The organism is Alkaliflexus imshenetskii DSM 15055, assembly GCF_000517065.1.
Taxonomy (GTDB): Bacteria; Bacteroidota; Bacteroidia; order Bacteroidales; family Marinilabiliaceae; genus Alkaliflexus; species Alkaliflexus imshenetskii.
This window is the reverse complement of the sequence record NZ_KI912105.1, coordinates 1678992-1701813: the sequence shown is the minus strand read 5'-3', so window position 1 is coordinate 1701813 and position 22822 is coordinate 1678992. Positions and strand designations below refer to the sequence as shown.

The window sequence follows — 22822 nt, the reverse complement described above, 5'->3', positions numbered from 1 at the left end:
ATCTGTTTATTTAGACTATGATAACTCAATTAATTCATAAAATAGTGCGGTTGTTAATGCACGTTTTTTGTATATTCCCAATAAGAAAGAACAGCATTTTATTTATTAGTCAAAAAGGGAAAATGTTTGCCTGTAATCCCAGAGCACTTTTTGAATATTTTTATTTTAATAATAAAACCAACATTGATTTTGTTTGGGTTATAAATGAGTCTTCGGCGGATTTAGAAGCTTATGACAATATAATAAAAGTCAGATACAATAGTTTGGCTTATTTTTATTATCAGATGACTTCAAAAATAATTGTTTCAAATATCCCTAGTCCTATATATCTACCTCTTCGAAGAAAGCAAATCATGATAGATACCTGGCATGGGGGAGGAGCATATAAAAGAGTGGGTCTATTAAGCCCAAAACAGGAGTCTTTGGTCAAGAAATCAAAAGGCATAAGACTCAAAACAATCGAAGATAAAAATAATCAAGCGTGGGAACAATATAAAGCGATATACAACGCTAAGGATACTACATTTTTTGTTTCGAGTTGTAAAAGATTTACTGAAGTGATGATGGAGTCGCAACTACTACCAGGTTCTGCTTATATAGAAACCGGCATGCCTCGTAATGATGTTTTTTTCTCGGATTATTCAAATCTCGCGCAAAAGGCAAAGAGCAAACTGGGTATCGCTGAAGATAAAAAAATCGTACTGTATGCTCCTACTTATCGAGGAAATGTGAAGAGCCAGAAGACGGTGATTAATTTAGATATTGAATTGTGCCTAAAAAGTCTTGAACAACGATGGAATAGTGAATGGGTGTTCGTGTTTCGAGGGCATGTATTGGGATTTCACGAACAATTAGAGAATGAATATATTATTAACGCGTCGCAATATGAGGAGATGCAAGAATTGTTGTGTTTAGCAGATGCTTTTATTACCGACTACTCTTCGTCGATGTGGGATTTTGCCCTAACTAAAAAGCCAGCTTTTCTGTTCACTCCAGATTTAGATTATTACTTAAATAATGATAGAGGTTTCTATACCCCAATAGATGAATGGGCATTCCCATATGCAAGAACAAATATAGAACTTAGTCGTTTGATTGAGAGATTTGATTACGATGCTCACCTCAAGAAGGTAGATAATCATTTGTTTAGCTTAGGTAGTTTTGAGCAAGGTACAGCTACAAAAACGGTATGTGAAATACTTCTATCACACATGTGATTTTCAATATGTTTAATGCTGTTTATTGGTAGTTTCTTATCTTCCTCTCGTTTTTTTGTTTAGTTTTTGTGCTAAGATACCAGTTCGGATTTTCTGACCTATTCTAATCTTAAGGATTTCAATTAAGACTTTTCGTTATGTTGGGCTATAATGTTTTTGATAGACAACTAGTGCAATTACCTTCTGGAAAGATTGTGATTAGCACTATAAATGCATATTCTTATGTGGTTGCTAAATCAGATGGCTTGTTTCGTAGAGCACTTCTAGAATCAGACATTTTACTTCCTGATGGGTTCTCGGTCGTTTGGGCTCATCGCATTTTAAATGGAAGGAGGATTCGAAAGATTGCGGGTGCTGATATTTTTTTCCATTTGCTTAAGAGGGCAAATGAGCAATCTCAAAGAGTTTTTTTTCTCGGAGCATCTCAAGAAACTCTAAGTTTGATCTCGGAGAGAATTAACGCGGAGTTCCCCCAAGTAACAACAGATTTCTTTTCTCCACCGTTCAAAAATGAATTCTCTGATATAGAGAATCAAATAATGATATCTAAAGTAAATGACTTTAAGCCTGACATCTTATTTGTTGGGATGACTGCACCTAAACAGGAGAAGTGGGTTTATTTGAATGCAGCTAGTTTAAACACATCCATTATTTGTTCAATAGGGGCAGTATTCGATTTTTATGCGGGGACGGTTTCTCGCCCTTCTTCATTTTGGATTAAGTCTAATCTGGAGTGGTTTGTTCGATTTGTTAAGGAACCCCGCAGATTGTGGAAGCGCTACTTTATTTATTCGCCCCTATTTTTTATTGATGTGCTTAAAGCGCTATTGTTTAGGAAGAGTTTCCAAGTTGGAGAGAATCTTGAGGAGTAAGTTTGATAAGCTAGAGTTTTCAACCCGCTCCTAAAGCTGATATCAATAAAGATTTTGACACGAGTTCTGTTGTAGGGAAGCGCCATATTGTATTCTCACTTGGATCGGCTGCTTAGCTTGCAAAGAATTAGGGTTAATTCACGCGAATGATGGGTAAAACATTAAATATGAAAGGCATAATTCTAGCTGGTGGTTCCGGCACACGATTGCATCCAATAACTCTGGCAACTTCAAAACAGTTGTTGCCGGTTTATGATAAACCGATGATTTATTATCCACTATCAGTTTTAATGTTGGCTGGTATTAAGGAAATTCTGATAATTACAACACCCGAAGATCAATCCGGTTTTATAAGATTATTGGGTGATGGCTCACAGTGGGGTATATCGTTGGAGTATGTGGTTCAGCCATCGCCAGATGGTTTGGCTCAAGCATTCATATTAGGAGAAAGTTTTATTGGAGATAGCAACGTTTGCCTAGTGTTAGGCGATAATATTTTTTATGGTCATGGTTTAACAGGGTTGTTAAATAGCGCAGTAAAAACTGTAAGTGAAGAGAATAAAGCTGCAGTTTTTGGATACTGGGTTTCAGATCCAGAGCGATATGGTGTTTGTACTTTTGACGATGAAGGTAATGTGACCAGTATAGAGGAGAAGCCAGAGCATCCAAAGTCAAATTATGCTGTCGTGGGGCTATATTTTTATCCTAATAGCGTAATTCAAACAGCAAAGCAAATAAAACCATCTTCGCGAGGAGAACTAGAGATAACATCAGTTAATCAGGAGTTTTTGGATGAAGGACGTTTAAAGGTTGAATTGATGGGCCGTGGCTTTGCATGGCTTGATACTGGTACGCATGAATCACTTCTTGAAGCTAGTCATTTCATAGAGACACTGGAGAAAAGAATAGGGTTAAAAGTTGCTTGTCCTGAGGAGATAGCCTATTCAAACAAATGGATTTCAAAAGATCAGCTACTCGGAATGGCAAATCAGTTGATTAAGAACCAGTATGGGCAATATTTATTGTCAATTTCGGAAAGGAGAGTTAAATAGTAATTATGGAAATAGTAGAAACTGAAGTTGAAGGAGTAGTTATAATAGAGCCACGGGTCTTTGGTGATTCTCGTGGTTATTTTTTTGAATCGTACAATGAAACGTTTTTCAAGAAGCATATCGGTTCTGTAAATTTTATACAGGATAATGAATCTCGTTCAACCAGAGGCGTTTTACGAGGGTTGCATTTCCAGAGGCCACCTTTTGAGCAGGCAAAGTTGGTTCGTTGTATCATTGGTGAGGTGTTAGATGTGGCAGTTGATATACGCATTGGTTCTCCAACTTTTGGGAAACATGTTGCTGTGTTGTTATCAGGAGACAATAAACGCCAGATGTATATTCCTAGGGGCTTTGCTCACGGTTTTGTTGTTTTATCAGAAGAAGCAGTTTTTTCATATAAGGTAGACAATGCATACGCACCAGATTATGATTCAGGGATAGCTTATAATGATCCCTTTTTGAGTATTGACTGGATTCTCAAGGATGAACAAATTTTGTTATCTGATAAAGATAAAAGACTGAAAAGACTTCGAGACATAACAGCTCCATTTATATATTCTGAGTTATGCGCCTTTACTGAGGGTTGATTAACGATTAATTTTCCCCTACTTTTTATGGAGTAGATTTCGGGCTTACATACAATTTAATCAAGCTGTTTTCGTTCATATTAGAAGTTGCGCCACCCATTCAGCGCAACTTTTCTTATAAATAAGCATCTGTGAAAGTTGTGGTGTAATCTGTTTGATTTGAGTTTAAGGTATGTAGCTGTATATTTGTAAAAGGCATTATGAATAACTGCTTTTTTAAGCAGGACTCAGGTTTGAGTTTTTTACCGGCATTGTAACAGTATAATTTGATAGGTATATAAGATAGATATGAGGCAATATTTACTTTTTTTCATCACTTTGGTAGTTTTAATGTTGCCAATATTGGCACAGAGTCAAAATGTGAATCCGGCAACCGTGGATGTGACCTCATTGAGTGAGACTCAGATAGCACGACTCATCACTGAGATGCAACGCAGAGGCATGAGTGAAGAGCAGGCCATCGCATTGGCTCGTTCCCGAGGTGTTTCAGAGACACAGATACTACAATTGCGTCAACGTATTCAGGCGAGTCAGTCTGGTGTGGGAGGTAGTATGCAGGGAGGGTCTGATGTTGGGTTTTCAGTTGATCAAGAGTTATTTGGGAAAGACAATGCGTTCTATTCTGAGAAGTCCTTCTTTGTTGCCACGCGCGAGGAGGAGCGTTTGTTTGGGTACCATCTTTTTAATTCAGATAATCTGACATTTCAACCAGGCGTGAACTATCCTGTTACCGGGAGCTATGTGGTAGGCCCGGGCGATGAGTTTATTATTGATGTATATGGCGCCTCTCAGCAAAGCTATGTGCAGAGTGTAGACAAAAATGGGAGGGTTAATATTCCAAATGTAGGTCCGATAATGGTAGGGGGATTTTCCTTAAAAGAGGCTGAAAGGCGCATTTTTGATAAGTTGGCAGTGATTTATCGGGACATGGTGGCAGCTACCCCGCGCACTTTTGTTAGCATTCAGATCAGCGCCATAAAGCCAATAACAGTCAATGTGGTAGGAGAGGTGTTTGCTCCGGGAACCTATACTTTGCCAGGAACCGCCACCGCCTTCAATGCACTGTATTTATCAGGAGGGCCTAACATCAGAGGGTCGTTTCGGGAGATAAGGGTAATTCGCAACGGCGAAGTTGTTCGCACGCTTGATGTGTATGATTATCTCATTAACGGCAATAGTGCAGTTAACATTTCATTAAATGATGGAGATGTAATATTGGTTCCAACATTTCGGAACAGAGTGCGCGTGGGGGGTAGTTTCATACGTACCGGTATATTTGAAGCTGCTCATAATGAGACCATCGGGAAGCTCATTGAGTATGCCGGAGGGTTTAATGAAAAGGCTTATCGGCAGCGGATTGAACTGCATCGTAACACGGGAAGAGAAAGCGAAGTCAGAGATGTTTTTAGTGCTATGTTTGATGATTTTATCATACAAAATGGAGACAGCCTTTATGCTGGTGAAATATTAAGTCGGTTTACCAATAGGGTAGTTTTGGAAGGAGGCGTATTTCGTCCAGGCACTTATGAACTTACCGACGGGCTCACTCTTAATGAGCTTTTAACCCGGGCCGACGGTGTGCGAGAGGATGCATTTCTTGAACGTGGCATGATTTTTAGATTAAATGATGATTTGACGCCTTCCAATATATCTTTCAATGTGTCAGATGTTGTGTCAGGTCGTAAGGAGATATTTCTGAAGCGCGAGGATGTGGTCACCATATCACTCATTAGCGATATGCGCGAAGATCGCACAGTAAGTGTTGATGGAGAAGTGCAGCGTCCCGGCATTTTTTATTTTCGTGATGAAATGACCCTAGGAGATATGGTGGCTTTAGCCGGAGGACTGAAGGAATCCGCCTCTGAAAGCTATGTTGAGGTTACGCGCAGATTGTCTTATGACGAAGCAGCAAAATCAGGAGAGAAGACAGGGCACCTTTTTCAGTTTACAGTGCCTCGATCGTTGACACTCGGAAGTAAAGATGCTGCGTTTAAATTGGAACCCTACGACCAGATTTTTGTGCGTAAAGCTCCGGGGTATGTCGAGACTTCGAAAGTTAAAATTGGTGGCGAGGTGAATTATGCAGGTCAATATGCCTTGGTTGGGCGAAATGAACGCCTTTCTGATATTATCAAACGTGCAGGTGGATTAACAACAGAGGCTTACGCCCAGGGTGCAATGCTAACGCGGGTGGTAAAGCAAGATGCTAAAACATTGAGGTTGCGCGCCTCTTTGGAAAAATCTGAAGACGGCGTTACATTTAGCGATATGGATTTTGAGGTAGTAGGAGTGGATTTGTCTCGTGCAATTACGCGTCCAGGAAGTCGTGATGATATATTCCTGCAGGATGGAGATGAACTAATTGTTCCGCGCAGACTGCAAACTGTTAAAATAGAAGGAGAAGTCTTAAACCCGCTGAGTATGCCTTATATAGAGGGACGCGGACTTCGTTTCTATATCGATCAGAGTGGCGGTTTTGGCGTACGGGCCAAGCGTAGGAAGGCGTATGTGGTGTATCCCAATGGAACTGCAGCTGCTACCAGAAGTTATTTTCTTTTCACGTCCTACCCACAAGTGACTCCGGGAAGTCAAATCGTGGTGCCGCAAAAACCGGAACGCACGCCACTGCCTGCCACGGCATGGATTGGCATAAGCAGTGGGCTGTCAACAATTGCGCTGACCATTGTAACTATTATCAACAATCTTTAAGTTACCTACACAATATAAAAGAATAGTTAAGTTAAGTGTTATGGATAACCCTATAGGACAAGTAAAGAGAGGTAATAATATAGATTTGATTGCATTGTTAAACACCTTCTGGTTCGAAAGAAAGTGGATAGTTTATGCTATTTTGACAGGAGTGTTTTTAGCGCTAATTATAACCTTTAGCATGCCAGTAAGATATAAAGCTGGAGCTGTATTGTTACCACAAACCGATGGGATGGCATCAATTGGACAATTGGGGAGCCTTGCTTCCCTAGCCGGCGTTGATATCAATTCGATGTTGGGTGGTAATTCTGAAATAGCTCCAGAGATATACCCATATATAATGGGGAGTTATCCTTTTTTAAATGATTTGCTGTCAACGATTGTTTATTCTGCAGATAGAACAGATAGCATTTTGCTGTATGATAGAATCCGCAAAGAGCTAGAGCGAAATCCATTTAAACTGATAAAAAGTTATACGATATTATTGCCCTGGACAATAAAGGATTTGATCATAGGAGGGAAAAAAGGGACCATTGTTTCGTTTGGGAATGAGATTGTTTTTTATGATGAAGAAAAGCAGGCTGTTTTGGATGTACTAACGGGGTTAATGGACGTACGAGTAGACAGAAGGAATAAGCTGATCTCAATCAACATTTCAGCTGATGAGCCTTTTGTTGCGGCACAGATTGCTGAAAGGGCGCGTATACTGTTGCAGGAGTATGTAATTCGCTATAAGACCCGACGTGTAAGTGAAAATTTACAGTTTATAGAGGAACGGTTTGAGGAGAAGAAAAAGGAACACGACAGTTTACGTCATGAGTTGCTTTCCTTCAGGGATGCCAACCGATTTTTGGTGGCAGAAAGGGCTGAGTTGCGATTGGCAGATCTTGAAAACCGTTATGCATTAGCAAATAGTCTATATCAGACTTTGGCTCAGCAATTGGAGCAGGCACGTCTGGCAGTAAAGAATGAGACGCCTGTGTTTTCTGTGATTGAACCTGTAAAAGTTCCAGTAAGAAAAACCTCTCCACGCCATAGCATAAATCTGGTGATAGGTTTTGTTATTGGGGCAATTGTAGGGGTAATGGCTATCGTTTTCAAGATCGTGAGATTTTATTTAAAACTGTAGGGTTGCATAGAAATAATGCTGAATGCATATTAGGAAGCAAAACTATTGTAAAGTTAAGCTGGAGAGAATAGTTGGTTTTTCATTCTAGCGATCTTGATTAATTTGCAAATAGTTAATGGTTGGTTTTTGTTTTTATTCATTTAAATTGAAGAGTATTGATTTTTAAACAAGAATTTAGAAACACATGAAAACTGTATATATCGGGATGAGTGCAGATTTAATACATCCCGGACATCTGAATGTGATTAGGGAAGCTGCTAAATTAGGCTCTTTAACCGTTGGACTTTTAACCGATGAAGCGATAGCCAGTTACAAACGTTTACCATATCTGGAATACGAACAGCGTAAAATTGTTCTTGAAAACATCAAAGGAGTTGATCGTGTAGTGCCGCAAGAAACATTGGATTATCGCCCGAATCTTTATAAGCTTAAGCCAGATATTGTGGTACATGGTGATGATTGGCAGGAGGGAGTGCAGAAACAAACCCGGCAGCAAGTGATTGACACTTTACAGGAGTGGGGCGGAAAACTAGTGGAAGTGCCTTATACACAAGGAATATCCTCAACTAAGCTGAATCGTTCCCTTAAAGAAGTTGGGACAACGCCGGAGATACGATTGAAGCGACTCAGACGCCTTATGAATTCCAAATCTATTGTCAGAATTATTGAAGCACACAATGGACTAACAGGCCGTATCGTAGAGAGCACAAGCGTTACGATAAACGGACAGATTCGTGAGTTTGACGGGATGTGGGCCAGCAGTTTGACTGATTCAACAGTAAAGGGGAAGCCTGATATTGAGGCTGTAGACATCACCGCCCGGTTGAGTAACATTAATGATTTGCTTGAAGTGACTACCAAGCCAATTATTTTTGATGGTGATACAGGCGGAAAAACTGAACATTTTGTATTTACTGTTCGCACCCTTGAGCGACTGGGTGTATCAGCCATAATCATCGAAGATAAAACAGGGCTAAAGCGAAACTCCCTTTTTGGTACTGATGTGTCACAAACGCAGGATTCAATACCGCATTTCTGCTCTAAGATACGCGCAGGAAAGCAAACACAGGTGACCAATGATTTCATGATTATTGCCCGTATCGAGAGCTTGATTCTTAAGGCCGGAATGGAGGATGCCATACAAAGAGCGAAGGCATATATCGAAGCGGGTGTAGATGCGATAATGATTCATTCTAAGGAGGATACACCTGATGAAATTCTTGAGTTTTGCAGTTTGTTTAACCAGTTTGAGGTTAAGGTGCCTCTCGTGGTTGTGCCAACCAGCTACGATGCCATCTATGAGGATGAGTTGGCAGCCAAAGGCGTCAAAGTAGTGATTTATGCCAATCAATTGCTTCGAAGTGCTTATCCTGCGATGGTCGATACGGCCAGAAAAATATTAATTAATCAGAGGGCTTTTGAGGCCAGGGACAATATGATGTCGATAAAAGAGATACTGACCCTGATACCGGATCTGGATATTCCAGATGTGGAACTGAGCTAATAATTTTTACCGATGATTGACGCAGGCGATTTTCTTGCCCATTTGATCCACCGCGGGGTGGATTATTTTTGTGGAGTTCCTGACTCACTGCTTAAAGATTTTGGTAGTTGTGTACTCGATCGTATTGATAATGGCAACCATCAAATAACAGTGAATGAAGGCAGCGCCATCGGTTTAGCTGTCGGGCATTATTTGGCCACTGGGAAAGTGCCTCTTGTTTATATGCAGAATAGCGGGCTGGGCAACGCCGTTAATCCGCTAATATCGCTGGCAGACACCAAGGTGTATGGCATTCCGATGATGATGTTGATTGGATGGCGAGGTGAACCAGGAGTTAAAGATGAACCGCAACATTTGAAACAAGGGGAGATTCAGAACGAACTTTTAGATTTACTGGGAATTCCTTTCAGAATAATTGACGGGAATACGCCCAACTTTACTTCTGTTATCGACGAACTGCACACAACTGCAATTGCCCGTAGTTGCCCTGCTGCCATAGTAGTTCGTAAAGACACTTTTACACCTTATAAAAGGACATCCCGCGGAGACCAGAATTTATATGAGTTGCACAGAGAAGATGCAATTGAAGCGATGACAAGCCAGATGGATGAGGATTCAATTGTTGTTGCTACCACGGGTAAGATTTCCAGAGAGCTTTATGAACTGAGGGAGAAGAGGTCTCAAAAGCATTCCTGCGATTTTCTGACTGTCGGGTCAATGGGGCATTCAATTATGATTGCCCTTGGCATTGCTCAGGAAAAACCGGAGAAAAGGGTTTACTGTATTGATGGTGATGGGGCTGTGCTTATGCATATGGGAGCCTTGGCAACAGTGGCAACAGCTTCCGGTGTGGAGAATTTGATTCATATTGTTCTGAATAATGGCGCCCATGAATCTGTTGGTGGTCATCCCACAGCAGCCTTTAAAGTTGATTTGTGTGGTATTGCTGCTTCGTGTGGTTATAGACAGGTGTTTCGCATCGATAACAAAAGCGACTTATCCGGGTTGTTCCAAAAGTTGCCTAAGTTTTCCGGGCCCATTTTTATTGAAGTAATGGTTTCATTGGCATCGCGTGCTGATTTAGGCCGTCCGAAAGAATCACCGGCGATGAATAAAGAGGCATTTATGCGTTTCATTAAAGGGATTTGATCATAAGTCTGAAATGAGATTTATACGATGAATTAATGTTTGAGAAACAGCAGATACATTTTGGAAGCGGTGTGTCATCCCGACTACCTGATATCCTTGAAGGATTGAATGCCAGGAAGGTTTTTCTGGTGACTGGAAGTCAGTCGTTCGACAATTTGTTTCCAGGCCAACAACTCAGAAAACTTATCGGAGGGTGCGAAGTATACAGACACCATGGATTCCAAGTCAATCCGCAATGTTTTGAAATAATTGATGGATTAAGGAAGCTTCAGCAGTTTAAGCCGGATGTTGTGATTGCCATTGGTGGAGGCAGTGTGATTGATACCGGCAAGTTGATTTCTGCTTTAGGTAATGCTGATTCAGATGTATATGACACAGTAAGAAATGGTGTATTGCCAGATTGCGAAAGTATTCCGCTTATTGTATTGCCAACAACTGCCGGAAGTGGAAGCGAAGCAACTCATTTTGCCGTAGTGTATATTAATGACCAAAAGTATTCAGTAGGTGATGCCCGCTTGTTGCCTGAAGTTGTTTTGCTTGATCCGGCGCTTACGCGAACCATGAGTCGCCAACTTACGGCCATTTCTGGAATGGATGCATTAAGTCAGGCGATAGAATCCTTTTGGTCACTTCAGTGCACTCCGGATAGTTTGCGCTATGCGAGTGAATCGATTCAGCTAAACCTGGAGGCTTTTGAAGGGGCAGTTATTCATGCGGATGCTTTATGCAGGGAGAAAATGCTGAAAGCCTCATATTTAGCCGGCTGTGCCATTAATGTAACCAAAACTACCGCGATTCATGCATTCTCATATCATCTGACAAAAAAGTATGATGTACCACATGGCCAGGCTGTTGGATTTCTGTTGTCAGTTTTTTTTGATTTTTATAACGAAGCAGGATGGGAGTTGGAAATGTGTCTAGGAAGAGAATATGAGAAGTTGCTTGCTCTGTTTAATGTGTCTGGTTTTGGCGGACTGTCTGATATTATTCAACGTAGAATGAAATTGGGTGGGATCGATATGACATTTCAAGAGATTGGGATGACTGAACCGATTCAGTTTGACCAGTTCTTCCATGGGGTTAATCTGGAGCGATTGGGTAATCATCCAGTAAAGATTGATGAAACTTTTTTAGAGTATCTAAAGAATAAACATTGTAATTGACTTTGGAAAAATGAGTATTAAAGAAACCATATCTGTCAGAATTAACAATATTCCACTGGTATTTAAGGCGTTGCGTTTTTTGTATCTGTTGGTTACATTTCGTTTATGGAAGGAAATGTTCTTTAAAAAGCATTTTGAAGCGAACTCGTTCGATGTGCTTTGTTCTGCTAAAAAAGCATTGAACAATGCAGGGGTGGAATTTTGGCTTGATTTCGGCACGCTGTTAGGCATTCACCGGAATGGAGCGTTTATCAAGAATGATTTAGACATCGACCTGGGAATTTACATTCAGACTGACTACTCGATCATCGATAGATGCATGAGAGAGGAAGGTTTTAAGTTGTTTCGTGGAATTTCGCTTGATGGCGGTCAATACGGGATGGAGTTATCATATATTAAAAATGACATCAAGATTGACTTGTTTTTTTATAGCCAAATTGAAGCAAACAGATATCGGGTTCATTTATTTGTAAATTTCCCGGGTTGTGGAGAGAAGCAATCTATTAAAAAGTACGGAGGGTTGCGTCCTATTGAGCAGTATATGATTCTGGATGGATTGAAGAGTTGTGAGTTTAGAGGCGAGACTTTCAATATCCCATCAAATGTTGAGGAGTACCTGGCTTATCATTACGGGAATGATTATATGATTCCACGTAGTTGGGATTATGCAAATGTTGAAAAAGATAATCTCAATGCCTGTTATCTACCCGATAAAGTAGGTGTTGTGTTTAGAGAGTTTAAATGAGCTGTTTGCGATAAACCGGAGATTCCATTGCAAATAAACCACAGCCAAAAGCGATGCAGATAAAAACAATAAAAGAACTGAAAAAGAATCGACTGGTACAGAATTTTTCATACTTGTCGCTCATTCAGTTGTTTAACCTGGCATTGCCGTTGGTGACCTACCCATATTTGATCAGAGTGTTGGGAAGTCATAATTATGGCTGGGTGGTATATGTAATTTCCATAGCCTCATTTTTTTCGATTTTAATAAACTTTGGATTTAACATCTCGGGGACACAAGATGTGTCAGTGAATCGTCAGGACAAGCAGAAGGTAGCAGAGATTTTTGCGGCAGTTCTGATTGTTAAGTTTGTTTTGTTTACGGTGGGCTTATTGGCCGGCCTTACATTGGTCGCAGTTATTCCCCGATTTGAAGGACATGCCACGCTCTTGATTCTCGCGTTGTTTACGGCCATCTCGGAAGTGTTACTGCCGGTTTGGTTTTTTCAGGGAATCGAACGCATGAAGTATATCACACTGATTTCGCTATCATCCAAGTTGGTCTACACCATTTTGGTGTTCAGTTTTATCAACCAACCCCACCATTATGTTCGGGTTCCTGCTTTGATGCTGTTAGGAACTATTGTAGCAGGAGCTGTGGCGTTCTATATCATCTTTGGGAGGCTGAAATTGTCACTGATACTTCCATCTTTTAATCAGGTTGTTGACAGTTTCCGAAAAAGTGTCCCATTCTTCCTGTCCCGAATCTCTGCCGTTGCAATTCAGGAGTCCAGTTCAATCTTAATTGGGACATTTATTGGGATGAAAGAGGTAAGTTATTTTGATTTGGCACGCAAGGTGGTGCAAATAGTGCTGATTCCATACAATATATTGAACCAAACCTTGTTTCCATATATAGCACGCACTTTAGATATGCTTTTGGTGAAGAAGGTGATCCGCTTTGCTTTTTTTGGAGGCATTGGCGCTTATGTGGGTATTTTTTTCTGGGGTGATTTTATTATCCGATTACTGGGTGGTGAAGAGATGTCTCACGCTAAGCTGGTGATTAACATCCTTGGGTTGACAATCGCCTTGAATGGAACCAGCTTTTTTCTGGGAAATACTGTGCTAGTGGTGAAAAATCACTCCCGGTTTTTTAATCAAAGTATCATTTTTAGCTTTTTAGTTTATGCCGCGATGGTCTCCATAATAATAATTGCCGACCTGCATTCGTTACATCTTTATGCATATTTAGTTGTCTTAGTTGGATTGTTTGATGTGGGTTATCGCTATTATTTTGTGAAGAAATTAAAGCTACTAAACATGAAAACTGGAGCAGGAAATAATTGCTAGAGTAAAAGATTCGTAAGACGAAGGGCTGATAGTTTTTAGACTACGGAAAAAGATTTATGATATGAAGTTTTCTTTGATAATGGCAACGATAAGGCGAACTGAGGAGCCATTTAGATTTTTGGATAGTTTGAAAGGTCAGATTTATAATGATTTTGAGGTAATAGTTATCGATCAAAATTCAGATGATCGTATCAGTAAAAACATTCAAAGTTATAAGGCTGAACTGCCAGGATTAATACACCTCAAGGTTTTGCCTCAGAGCTTATCTGCGGCACGAAATGCAGGTTTAAAAGTTGCCACAGGAGATGTGGTCGCATTCCCTGATGATGACTGCCGTTATTTCCCCGATACGCTTCAAGCTGTGAATCAGTTGCTTTCTGAGAATGAAATGCTGGCGGGAGTAAAGGGGCGTATTGTAGATGAAAATGGAGGAGACTCGTTAAAAAAATGGAGCAAAAAACCTTTCACGATAAAGAGGCGGCATATTTTGTTACTAACCTCGTCAATCACCATGTTTATTAAACGCAACCGAATGGTTGGCTTTGATGAACAGTTAGGGGCTGGTGCCCGCTTTGGAGCATGCGAAGATGTGGATCTCATGTATCGGATATTAAGTTCTGGCGCCTCAATGGCTTATATGCCGTTGATAAAGGTTTATCACCCGCATGAGGATATATCGGATCTGCAAAGTGACAAGATCCGAAGTTATGGCCAGGGTTTTGGTGCCTATATACGTAAACATCCTTCGGTAGTTAACGTATCTTTTTTTATTGCTTTCATGTGTTATCATGTGTTGCGGGGTATGGTTTCATTACTAAAAGGTGATGTGGCAACAATGAGTAAGAGGTTCTTGTATGTATGCTCACGAATAGAAGGCTTTGTGAAATATGGAGGTTGATGTAAAAGACGGTATCGTTGGGTTATTCTTTTTATCCTGTTTTTCGGTGTTCATTGCTGTGGTACCGATTTATGTGCCTGTTTTTTGGCTTTTTTCATTTGTTGTCATTCTCCACGTGGCATTGCAATCCCAGTATGAGATTAACGTCAAAACCTTTTTTACAATACTGACTACTGGGTTTTTTATCCTTCTTGCAACTTATATTTTTGTACGTTATCGTTACCAATCAAATTTCCAGGTCTATTTTAAGATTCTTACCAACTATACATTTCTTATTTCGTTTTTGTTACTTATTGGTCGTGTGGACCCCTCCCGATACACAGAGAAATTAGGTTGGTTACTTCGACTCATTCTGATGCTTTCGTTTATTCAGGTATTGATTAAGGTTGCCTATTTAAATTTGTGGTTTGCCCCTTTCGAATATGAAACCTCACAGATGGCCTTTGCTATTGACGAGTGGATTACTTTTTTTGGAAATAACCATAAAAATATTTGGGCAACAAAGGTAGCGTTTATCGGATTTATCTACTTTGGAGGTACCTATTTGGGCGTATTTGAAAGAAAAGGATTATATAATATCCTTATGTTTTTCACCTGGATATTGTCATTGTTTTATTTAAGTAGCAGAACAGCTCAGGTGTCATTGTTTGTATTCATTGTTGTTTGGACTTGGTTCCGCTATATTAAAAATGTTCCTGTATATGCAAGGTTATTTGTCATAATAGTATTTTTTGCATTAGTGTGGTACATTACGCCTTTGTTTTATGAAAGGTTGTTACGATTGGATGAATCTGTATTTAATCTTGAATCAGGACATACTGGAGATGGATTTAAAGCCCGTCTATATTTGTGGGCATATCTAATAGATAATATTGATTTGATCAACACAACTTCCGGGAATGGAATTTTATTCCTTGATTATTTCTTTGGGGACAGGTTTTCTGAATCAAATATTCACAACGTTTATGCTACCTTATGGATTGATATGGGTATCGTAGGTTTATTCTTATTTTTATTCTTAATGTTTCAGACATTTCGCAGTTTAAAAAACAATATGGCTTTTTTCTTTATAGTTGGGTTACCTTTTCTACTTTCTTTAATGGTTCAATATCTTGGTTATGATAGTGATATTGTAGTATATGTTTCTTTGGCTATATTCCTTTCTTCTGCGCAAAAAGAGCCAGAATCAGTTGTGGGTTTAATAAACGAAGGCTAAAACACAATCTTTTTGATAGGCGTACGTTTATTGCATGGAGAATAGTCTTCGCATGTTGTTAATATGTAAACGAATTAAATGTGAAAATTTTACTTACTGCAAGTCTTGTTTTATATAGAAATCCCGAAAATCAGCTTATTCAACTATTGGAGTCACTTCCATTAGATATAATGGCTTTATCGGTTATAGATAATTCACCTGATGATGCTTTGTCAAGTCTGTTTACGAGCTTGCAAAATGTAACATATAACCATTCAGACTCCAACTTAGGATTTGGGAAGGGGCATAATAAGGCATTTGAATGTTGTCCTGTGAAAGCAGATTTTCACATTGTACTAAACCCGGATGTCTATTTTAAAAAGGAAGAGTTAAACAAGTTAGTGGAATACTTGCAAACTAATACTGATGTTGGTGTCGTTGGCCCCAAAGTTTTTTATCCTGATGGCCGACTGCAATTTTCCTGTCGTCTTCTGCCTACGCCAATCGATTTATTTGTGAGAAGGTCAATGTTTCGAGCTTATAAGGAGAAGCGAAATGAGATGATTGAGTTGAGGTTTACACAATATAATAAAACCATGGAAGTCCCTTTTGTCTTAGGTTGTTTTATGACTTTCAGGACATCTGTTTTTGCAGCAATTGGAGGGTTTGATGAGCGTTACTTTCTTTATTTAGAGGATGTGGACATTTGCAGACGGGTGTCTCAAACTCATAGGGTTATGTTTTATCCCCATGTGTCAATTTTCCATGTTTATGCGATGGCATCCAGAAATCATTTGAATCTGACTTTAGTGCATCTAAAATCGGCTTTTAAGTATTTTAATAAATGGGGATGGTTATTTGATAGGGAGAGGAAGCGAATTAATAATTCTACGCTGAAAAAACTTAAGTTTTACGATTCTAATCCGAGAGCTCAAAAAAACTTAATGTCAATTGCTTTCACAATTTTCTTACTGTAATTATTTTCCCATTCATGATAGCAGTTTTAAAGTATGCATTCGGTCTGCCACGTATTGTAAAAGTAAGAAAAATCCCTAAGCCGGAAGGCCGACCTAGGGTGGTGAAGTGTTCTAAAGTGTAGTGGAATCTATTAGAATCTTTTGGAATAAGTTGGATTTAGTTGGAATCCTTTGGAAAATTCTGACACTTGTTTGAGAGTTTCCAATTGTGTGGCAAAAGATCTGCTAAGTCCAGTTCATAATTGTTGTTGTACAAAGCAATCTTACTAAAGACATCCGTTAACCATTCTCTGGGGTTCACATCGCAGGCCTTGCAGCAGCCCAGCAACGAATACATAATGGCCGCATTTTCGGCCGACTCGTGGTTGCCGCAAAACAGAAATCCTTTTCGACCCACAGCCAAAGGACGGATGGCATTTTCGGCCAAATTGTTGTCTGGAAGGTATCGACCATCCAAGTGATAGCGAGATAAGCGCTCAAAGAGATTGTAGGTATAGCTCAAGGCCTTGCTCATGCGGCCACCGGGTATGGCTTTGGGGTGATAAGCCACAATCCATTTCTCAAATCCACGCATGATTGGGTAAGCCAACCTTTTTCGCAGCTCTGAACGTTGTTCGTACGTCATGGATTCATCGTTGGCCATTTGCTCCACCTGGTACAATTTGGCAATTTGTGCCAAAGCATACTCTGCTCCGTTTTTGTCTTCCAGGAAGCTTTCGGTGAATTTACGGCGTGCGTGTGCCCAGCACCCAAGCAGCAAAACACCTTTCTTTTGCTCGTAGATGGAGTATGCCTGGTACCCGTCAGTTTGAACGGCTCCCTGAAAATGCTTTAAGAGATCCACGACTACCTTTTGGGCCCGGGAGCCTTTGTCGTAGTGAAAGAATACAAGGTTGTTCATAACGGAACGAACCATCCATAGATAGGCTTTAGTGGCTTTGTGTTTTTCATTGTCTACCACCGGTATGGTGCTCTCATCTACCTGAATGTAGTCCGATTCTAAAACAAGATCCTTTAAACGAAGATAAAGGGCACGAAGTAAATCACTCCCTCCTTGGAACCAACCATTAACCGTTGATGCAGGCAGCTTAACATCGACCATTTTGAGCATAGCAATCTGCCGATGAAATGGCAAATGATAAAAATATTTGTTCATCAACAGTTCTGCCAACAAAGAAGCACCGGCATTGCTGCGGGGCAACGGCAGCAAAGGCATAGGTGCGATACGTACGGCAGGTGCTTCTTCTTGTTCGGATTGGTCTTGTGCCTGGGCGGCTATGGGTTTAACGGCGTATTTGGGACGCTCTATGCGACGCACATACAGCTCTCCGGGCTTAAACTCGAGGATTTCAGTTGCTTCTATGCCAATACGAACCCAGTTGGCTCGCAGGTCTTCGGGCTCTATGACTTCGATCTCGCGTCTGAGATGCTCTGGCAAAGGAAGACGAACGGCGCTCTTCTTTTCCCGAACAACTTTACGACGCTCGTACTCGATCAACTCCATTTCAGCTTTTTCAATAGCGATCTTCTCTTGGGGCAGAGCATCAATCCCATCAAAGTCAAGCTTTCTTTGGTTGGGGTCTTCTTTTATGAACTTCTCTGAGGACTTGCTAAAAAACTTGTGGCGAAACCAGGCCAGTTGATCGGTGAGCTTCTTAATTTCCTGATCCTTTTGAACGACTTCAGAGCTCAGTTTTTGGTTCTGGGCTTCGAGGGTGTCCAGGGTACCATTGTCGATTTTTCGCAGCCGGGAAAGCTCCTGGAAGAGTTCGTCTCTTTCCTGAAGAAGCGCCTGAACCAACTTGTCGTTGTCGCTTGATAAATCGCTCATTATCCCTGTTTGATTACGAGCTTAAAGGTAGTAAAACCAAGGCTTGCAGCCAATTTTAACAAGCTAATAATCCTGAAAAAGTGCTTCTTTTTGTCGCGGTTTCAAACGTCGTTTTCTGGGGGTAACATTTTTCACTATCATCATTAAATCCTGCCAGTCGATAGCAACAGAAGGCAAGCTGTCATCAAAGGTGGGCAACTTAAAAACGCCACTGTCGAGCTTCTTGTGATAGATTACTAAACCGCCATGCTCCAGGTGCAGTATCTTCATAGTGGTAAGTCGCTTGTTGACGAAAATAAAGACCTCGCCACTTTGTACCTCACGCTTCATTAATGAGGTGACGATACCGCTGAGGGTGTAAAAACTCTTGCGCATATCAACGGCTGCAGGATATAGAAAGTATTTGAGTTTTCCATGCAAATGAAACATCGGCCATTAATCAAAGAGGTGAACAATTGCTTTTAATAATCGCAGGTCGATGTTTTCGCGGATTACCATCTTTGTTCCGTTGGGAAAGACAAGTTCAACAGGTGCCTGTGAAATGCTTAAACCATCGGTTTTGTTCGTGGCTATCGCAACGTGCTTGTTGTGTTTTGTTTTTTGCGTCGGTGCCGAGTCGATTACCAGTGGAACAAAGCGCTCAGGTGCTTCTTGCGCTGTATTCCCCAACTGCTTTCTCCAGTAATAAAAAGTAGAAGGGGATAAAGCCTGATTGGAGCAGAAGTCTCGTACGCTTAAACTGGATTCCTGATACTCTTGATAGAGTTGCTTGAAGGTCGTATGTGTCATCCTCATTTTTTGCCTTCAAAGAAACGACTGCTTAGCTTTGATGACAATATGTACTAGGCCGAATGCTTACGTTTTAAAGCTGAACTCAGGCAATGTTCAGATATTGAGCCAGCATTACAATCAGGTAAATCTATTCCTCAGGATATTTGGATAGTCCGGAAATAGGTGTTTAAGGCCGGTTTCAGGTTGATTCAGAAAAATCAAAAACTCCATTACAGCGATGCGTTGTAATGGAGTTTTTTTGTTGAGGTCGGTGGCGGATTCGAACCGCCGTACGCGGTTTTGCAGACCGCTGCCTAGCCACTCGGCCAACCGACCCTTTCAGGTGGCACAAAAATACAAAATTATTTGGTTTGCCTGCAATGGTGGGGTGTTTTTTATTTGTTATTGATGGGATTTTTTGAAGAACTGAGCCTCGGTTCAGATGACTGGATAAAACGGTTCAAAATGTGCCACTAATTTCGGCCAAAATGTGCCACGAGCCAAGGCCAGGTTTTGAAAAAGTCGCAACAGGATTGCCCCTTTCTGTTTCGGTTCGAACTGTGCCAATTATTTCGGTTCGAACTGTGCCATTTTGGAGAGCCGCTTAAGGCTCAAGATTTCGGTTTGATTTGTGCCAGTTTGAGAGATCAAGTTTAATTTTCTATATCGCCATAAAAAGCGATATGGCACACATTCTTGATCTTATGGAACTAAAGCAAATTTTACGGTTGCACATTGATGGCATAAGTAATCGTCGGATATCTGATACTCTAGGCATTCATCGCAACACTATAAACAGTTATGTAAGGCAGTTTAAGGCGTGCAAGCATGGCATAGAAGAACTCCTAAAGCTTTCCAATTATGAGCTTGCCCAGCTATTCCCGGGCCACACCACCATAAAGAATCCTCGCTTTGATGAACTGATGCAGTTCTTCACTAATATGCATGCAGAACCAAATCATCCTGGGTTTACGCTACTGCATCATTACTCTGAATATAAGTCATCAGCTAAAGAGCCATACAGTTACACTCAATTTGTCGAGCACTACCAAAGGAAGTACTCTAAAGAGAAGGGCTCGATGAAACTTCCCCACAAGCCCGGTTATGAACTCTACATTGACTTCGCCGGCAAGAAGCTTACAATAGTTGATAAGTATACCGGGGAAATCCAGGCCGTAGAGGTGTTTGTGGCTATTTTGCCCTGCAGTCAGTACACTTACGTTGAGGCTTGTCCTGACCAAACTATGGAATCCTTAATAAAGTGCACTGCCAATGCCTTGTCATACTTTGGGGGCGTTCCCCAGGCCATTGTATCAGATAATCTAAAGTCAGCAGTTACTAAAGCCAGTAAATACGAGCCTCGTATCAATCGATCATTTTTAGATTTTGCGAGTCATTACAACAGCGTAGTAAATCCGGCTCGTGGATACGCCCCGCAGGATAAAGCATTAGTGGAAAATGCCGTAAACTTATCCTATCAACGAATTTATTACCCCATACGCAACATGACCTTCTTTTCTCTGGATGACCTTAATAAAGAGATCCAAAAACACCTTGTAGGCTATAATAACATGTTGTTACAACGGCGCTCATGCAGTAGGCGAGAGCTTTTCCAAACATTAGAGAGGCAGCACCTTAAGCCGCTTCCTTCAACACGATATGAGATAAAAGGATATCGCAGGGCTAAGGTCCAAAAAACCGGATATGTTTATTTCTCTCCGGACAACAATTACTACAGCGTTCCCTATCGTTATATCGGTAAAAGAACTCAAATCCATTATGCCGGATCGAGTGTTGAGGTTTTTTACAATCAACAGCGTATTGCTTACCACCAAAGAAACCCTTCTCCAGGCGAGTACAATACCGATAAAAGCCACTTGTGTAGCACACACAAAGCCTATCTTGAGTGGAGCCCTGAATTTTTTAAGAACAAGGCACTAAAGCATGGAGTTAACGTCCATGATTTTGTAGCCAGTTTGTTTGATAATCAATCTTATCCGGAAGTCATTTACAAGAGAGCCATGGGCGTAATCCAATTGCATCGGATCTATGGTGTCGAAAGGCTCAACAATGCTTGTAAATTGGCTCTTGATGTCGGCATACACTCCTATGGACGACTTAAAAACATTCTTAAGAATAAACGGGACGTTTTTGTTGAGGAGCCGGATAATCAAAGAGCATCTCATATACCCACTCATAGCAATTTAAGAGGGGCAACTAACTATAAATAAACCAATAAACATGAACAACAATCAAACAGTAGAAAAACTTCGCCATATGCGAATCAACGCTATGGCAAACTTGCATTTACAGCACGTCAAAAATAATCAGTTAGACACTTTGACTGCGGATGAATACCTGGCCTTACTTACCGATCATGAATGGGAGGAGCGTCAGAATAAGAAAATCAACAGACTTATTAAACATGCCGGGTTCAGACAAAATGCCACACTTGCAGACATCGATTACAGTGCCACCAGAACGCTTGATAAAAACATGTTCCAACGGCTGGCCTCGCTTGATTTTATCAAGAGAAACGAAAACGTTATAATAACCGGGCTAACAGGGGTTGGAAAGAGCTTCCTTGCTCAGGCTCTTGGCCATCAGGCTTGTATGATGGAATACAAGGTGGTTTATGCAATTACATCCAGATTATTTAAGCGACTTAAGATATCAAGAATGGATGGGACGTATATGAATGACATCAATAAATTAGCCAAAACGGATGTTCTCATATTAGATGATTTTGGGCTGCAAGCTTTTGATAAGCAGGACCGAGAGTCGCTAATGGATATAATAGAAGACAGACACGGTAAGAAAACAACGATTGTGGCTTCACAAATACCTGTCTCGGTTTGGTACGACATTATCGGGGAAGGAACGATTGCGGATGCAATACTCGACCGACTGGTAAACTCCTCTCATCGAATTGACCTAAATGGACCCTCATTAAGGAAGGGCATTTTAGCAAGCGAATAGCATTTTTTTGTACTATTGCACCATCTCTCAGACTGGCACATTTTGACCGAAATGCCTGGCACAAATATGACCGAAATACCCAATGACTCATTCTGTTGAAGCGTGTCAGGTGCGAATAGGTTCAGACAATCGGGACAAAGACACCTGTCGTATCTCATGGCGATGGATGATAAGGTCTCTTTATTTACTTTGACAGACTTACACCAGCAGGTGTTTTGACTGCTGTGACAACACTCAAAACGTTTGCCGCATTTCGGACATGTTTCCAGAATCTGACTTCCCGTCATAAAACTAACGCTTCAGGGTTACGCTGACACTCTTCATTTGACCTCCCATGGGGGGATTCATTTTCGACACTTTCACGGTAGCATGTAATATGGCAGAGAACTGTTCAAAAAGGCGGTTGATGATGCGTGCCGTGAGGTGTTCCAGAAGATGGGAGTTGATGGCCATCTCCTCTTTCACAGCGTTGTATACGTTCACATAATTTAGCGCATCTTTTATGTTATCGGTCAGCATTGGTTTACTCACTTCAGTTTCCAGTGATATGTTTACAATGAAGCTGTTGCCAACAACCTGTTCCTCTTTAAAGCAGCCGTGGTATGCGTAAAAAACCATCTCTTCGAGGTCGATAATGGCAGTTTGTTTGTTGGATGTCATTCTATTTGTGATTCTTGATTGATAATAGATTGTTTTGGGAATAAAAATGGAAG

Annotated in this window: 21 protein-coding genes and 1 tRNA gene; 16 read left to right on the top strand and 6 right to left on the bottom strand. The window is 40.7% G+C overall.

The features are described from left to right. Positions 1–17 precede the first annotated feature (17 nt). The 14 genes from ALKIM_RS0106935 (at position 18) to ALKIM_RS17875 (ending at position 16528) form a co-directional block, all read left to right on the top strand. Entirely contained in the window at positions 18–1217 is a 1200-nt protein-coding gene (locus ALKIM_RS0106935) for a CDP-glycerol glycerophosphotransferase family protein (RefSeq protein ID WP_026474004.1), read from the top strand. Between the two features lie 137 nt (positions 1218–1354). Beyond that, a complete protein-coding gene (locus tag ALKIM_RS0106930) occupies positions 1355–2089 on the top strand; it encodes a WecB/TagA/CpsF family glycosyltransferase (protein ID WP_044117792.1) in 735 nt (244 codons plus the stop codon). 167 nt (positions 2090–2256) lie between these two features. After that, positions 2257–3141: a glucose-1-phosphate thymidylyltransferase RfbA gene (rfbA, locus tag ALKIM_RS0106925; protein ID WP_026474002.1), complete on the top strand. Its 885-nt coding sequence runs from the start codon at positions 2257–2259 to the stop codon at positions 3139–3141. Positions 3142–3146: 5 nt separating this feature from the next. Then, positions 3147–3728, top strand: a complete 582-nt coding sequence (rfbC, locus tag ALKIM_RS0106920) for a dTDP-4-dehydrorhamnose 3,5-epimerase (protein ID WP_026474001.1) — start codon at positions 3147–3149, stop codon at positions 3726–3728. Between the two features lie 288 nt (positions 3729–4016). Continuing rightward, positions 4017–6437 carry an SLBB domain-containing protein gene (locus tag ALKIM_RS0106915; protein WP_026474000.1) on the top strand — a complete coding sequence of 807 codons (2421 nt, stop codon included), beginning with the start codon at positions 4017–4019 and terminating at the stop codon, positions 6435–6437. Between the two features lie 40 nt (positions 6438–6477). Then, complete coding sequence (locus ALKIM_RS0106910) at positions 6478–7566, top strand: Wzz/FepE/Etk N-terminal domain-containing protein (protein WP_084555826.1); 1089 nt, start codon at positions 6478–6480, stop codon at positions 7564–7566. Positions 7567–7750: 184 nt separating this feature from the next. Then, the gene (gene aepX / locus ALKIM_RS0106905; RefSeq protein WP_026473998.1) at positions 7751–9070 is read left to right on the top strand and encodes a phosphoenolpyruvate mutase; all 1320 of its coding nucleotides are present in this window, start codon (positions 7751–7753) and stop codon (positions 9068–9070) included. A 12-nt stretch (positions 9071–9082) separates the two neighbouring features. Further along, the gene (aepY, locus tag ALKIM_RS0106900) at positions 9083–10219 is read left to right on the top strand and encodes a phosphonopyruvate decarboxylase (RefSeq protein WP_026473997.1); all 1137 of its coding nucleotides are present in this window, start codon (positions 9083–9085) and stop codon (positions 10217–10219) included. Positions 10220–10254: 35 nt separating this feature from the next. After that, the gene (locus ALKIM_RS17880) at positions 10255–11382 is read left to right on the top strand and encodes a phosphonoacetaldehyde reductase (RefSeq protein WP_052345459.1); all 1128 of its coding nucleotides are present in this window, start codon (positions 10255–10257) and stop codon (positions 11380–11382) included. A 10-nt stretch (positions 11383–11392) separates the two neighbouring features. Beyond that, positions 11393–12127 (top strand): LicD family protein, encoded by a 735-nt coding sequence (locus tag ALKIM_RS0106890; RefSeq protein WP_026473996.1) that lies wholly within the window; start codon positions 11393–11395, stop codon positions 12125–12127. A 53-nt stretch (positions 12128–12180) separates the two neighbouring features. Next, entirely contained in the window at positions 12181–13458 is a 1278-nt protein-coding gene (locus tag ALKIM_RS0106885; protein ID WP_026473995.1) for an oligosaccharide flippase family protein, read from the top strand. A gap of 61 nt (positions 13459–13519) precedes the next feature. Next, positions 13520–14356 (top strand): glycosyltransferase family 2 protein, encoded by an 837-nt coding sequence (locus ALKIM_RS0106880; RefSeq protein WP_026473994.1) that lies wholly within the window; start codon positions 13520–13522, stop codon positions 14354–14356. Further along, a complete protein-coding gene (locus ALKIM_RS0106875; protein ID WP_026473993.1) occupies positions 14346–15572 on the top strand; it encodes an O-antigen ligase family protein in 1227 nt (408 codons plus the stop codon). Before ALKIM_RS0106880 ends, ALKIM_RS0106875 begins: the two co-directional genes overlap by 11 nt. Positions 15573–15652: 80 nt before the next feature. Then, positions 15653–16528: a glycosyltransferase gene (locus tag ALKIM_RS17875; protein WP_052345458.1), complete on the top strand. Its 876-nt coding sequence runs from the start codon at positions 15653–15655 to the stop codon at positions 16526–16528. A 157-nt stretch (positions 16529–16685) separates the two neighbouring features. Here the strand turns inward: ALKIM_RS17875 and tnpC are convergent, their stop codons facing one another. The 4 genes from tnpC to ALKIM_RS0106850 all read right to left on the bottom strand — a co-directional run bounded on the left by tnpC (position 16686) and on the right by ALKIM_RS0106850 (position 19466). Then, entirely contained in the window at positions 16686–18359 is a 1674-nt protein-coding gene (gene tnpC / locus ALKIM_RS17870; RefSeq protein ID WP_044117791.1) for an IS66 family transposase, read from the bottom strand. A gap of 63 nt (positions 18360–18422) precedes the next feature. Further along, entirely contained in the window at positions 18423–18788 is a 366-nt protein-coding gene (gene tnpB / locus ALKIM_RS0106860; RefSeq protein WP_026473992.1) for an IS66 family insertion sequence element accessory protein TnpB, read from the bottom strand. A gap of 6 nt (positions 18789–18794) precedes the next feature. Next, a complete protein-coding gene (tnpA, locus tag ALKIM_RS0106855; protein ID WP_026473991.1) occupies positions 18795–19148 on the bottom strand; it encodes an IS66 family insertion sequence element accessory protein TnpA in 354 nt (117 codons plus the stop codon). A 247-nt stretch (positions 19149–19395) separates the two neighbouring features. Continuing rightward, positions 19396–19466, bottom strand: a tRNA-Cys gene (locus ALKIM_RS0106850). A 347-nt stretch (positions 19467–19813) separates the two neighbouring features. Here ALKIM_RS0106850 and istA point away from each other — a divergent pair. Both istA and istB read left to right on the top strand, forming a co-directional pair. After that, positions 19814–21361, top strand: a complete 1548-nt coding sequence (istA, locus tag ALKIM_RS0106845; protein ID WP_026473111.1) for an IS21 family transposase — start codon at positions 19814–19816, stop codon at positions 21359–21361. A gap of 10 nt (positions 21362–21371) precedes the next feature. Then, positions 21372–22109 (top strand): IS21-like element helper ATPase IstB, encoded by a 738-nt coding sequence (istB, locus tag ALKIM_RS0106840; RefSeq protein WP_026473110.1) that lies wholly within the window; start codon positions 21372–21374, stop codon positions 22107–22109. Here the strand turns inward: istB and ALKIM_RS20380 are convergent. Further along, positions 22052–22396 carry a cysteine-rich CWC family protein gene (locus ALKIM_RS20380; RefSeq protein WP_084555825.1) on the bottom strand — a complete coding sequence of 115 codons (345 nt, stop codon included), beginning with the start codon at positions 22394–22396 and terminating at the stop codon, positions 22052–22054. The two genes, istB and ALKIM_RS20380, sit on opposite strands and share 58 nt — an antisense overlap. Positions 22397–22400: 4 nt before the next feature. Then, positions 22401–22769, bottom strand: coding sequence for a dihydroneopterin aldolase (folB, locus tag ALKIM_RS0106835; protein WP_026473990.1), 369 nt, complete (start codon positions 22767–22769; stop codon positions 22401–22403). Positions 22770–22822: the final 53 nt, after the last annotated feature.

What these genes read in the sequence shown, in the direction of transcription:
- ALKIM_RS17880 (WP_052345459.1), top strand. Translation starts at nt 10,255, where the DNA reads ATGTTTGAGAAACAGCAGATACATTTTGGAAGCGGTGTGTCATCCCGA.
- ALKIM_RS0106910 (WP_084555826.1), top strand. Translation starts at nt 6,478, where the DNA reads ATGGATAACCCTATAGGACAAGTAAAGAGAGGTAATAATATAGATTTG.
- aepY (WP_026473997.1), top strand. Translation starts at nt 9,083, where the DNA reads ATGATTGACGCAGGCGATTTTCTTGCCCATTTGATCCACCGCGGGGTG.
- rfbC (WP_026474001.1), top strand. Translation starts at nt 3,147, where the DNA reads ATGGAAATAGTAGAAACTGAAGTTGAAGGAGTAGTTATAATAGAGCCA.
- ALKIM_RS0106875 (WP_026473993.1), top strand. Translation starts at nt 14,346, where the DNA reads ATGGAGGTTGATGTAAAAGACGGTATCGTTGGGTTATTCTTTTTATCC.
- aepX (WP_026473998.1), top strand. Translation starts at nt 7,751, where the DNA reads ATGAAAACTGTATATATCGGGATGAGTGCAGATTTAATACATCCCGGA.
- ALKIM_RS0106890 (WP_026473996.1), top strand. Translation starts at nt 11,393, where the DNA reads ATGAGTATTAAAGAAACCATATCTGTCAGAATTAACAATATTCCACTG.
- folB (WP_026473990.1), bottom strand. Translation starts at nt 22,769, where the DNA reads ATGACATCCAACAAACAAACTGCCATTATCGACCTCGAAGAGATGGTT.
- ALKIM_RS0106885 (WP_026473995.1), top strand. Translation starts at nt 12,181, where the DNA reads ATGCAGATAAAAACAATAAAAGAACTGAAAAAGAATCGACTGGTACAG.
- rfbA (WP_026474002.1), top strand. Translation starts at nt 2,257, where the DNA reads ATGAAAGGCATAATTCTAGCTGGTGGTTCCGGCACACGATTGCATCCA.
- tnpA (WP_026473991.1), bottom strand. Translation starts at nt 19,148, where the DNA reads ATGACACATACGACCTTCAAGCAACTCTATCAAGAGTATCAGGAATCC.
- tnpB (WP_026473992.1), bottom strand. Translation starts at nt 18,788, where the DNA reads ATGTTTCATTTGCATGGAAAACTCAAATACTTTCTATATCCTGCAGCC.
- tnpC (WP_044117791.1), bottom strand. Translation starts at nt 18,359, where the DNA reads ATGAGCGATTTATCAAGCGACAACGACAAGTTGGTTCAGGCGCTTCTT.
- ALKIM_RS0106935 (WP_026474004.1), top strand. Translation starts at nt 18, where the DNA reads ATGATAACTCAATTAATTCATAAAATAGTGCGGTTGTTAATGCACGTT.
- istA (WP_026473111.1), top strand. Translation starts at nt 19,814, where the DNA reads ATGGCACACATTCTTGATCTTATGGAACTAAAGCAAATTTTACGGTTG.
- ALKIM_RS0106930 (WP_044117792.1), top strand. Translation starts at nt 1,355, where the DNA reads ATGTTGGGCTATAATGTTTTTGATAGACAACTAGTGCAATTACCTTCT.
- ALKIM_RS0106880 (WP_026473994.1), top strand. Translation starts at nt 13,520, where the DNA reads ATGAAGTTTTCTTTGATAATGGCAACGATAAGGCGAACTGAGGAGCCA.
- ALKIM_RS20380 (WP_084555825.1), bottom strand. Translation starts at nt 22,396, where the DNA reads ATGACGGGAAGTCAGATTCTGGAAACATGTCCGAAATGCGGCAAACGT.
- ALKIM_RS0106915 (WP_026474000.1), top strand. Translation starts at nt 4,017, where the DNA reads ATGAGGCAATATTTACTTTTTTTCATCACTTTGGTAGTTTTAATGTTG.
- istB (WP_026473110.1), top strand. Translation starts at nt 21,372, where the DNA reads ATGAACAACAATCAAACAGTAGAAAAACTTCGCCATATGCGAATCAAC.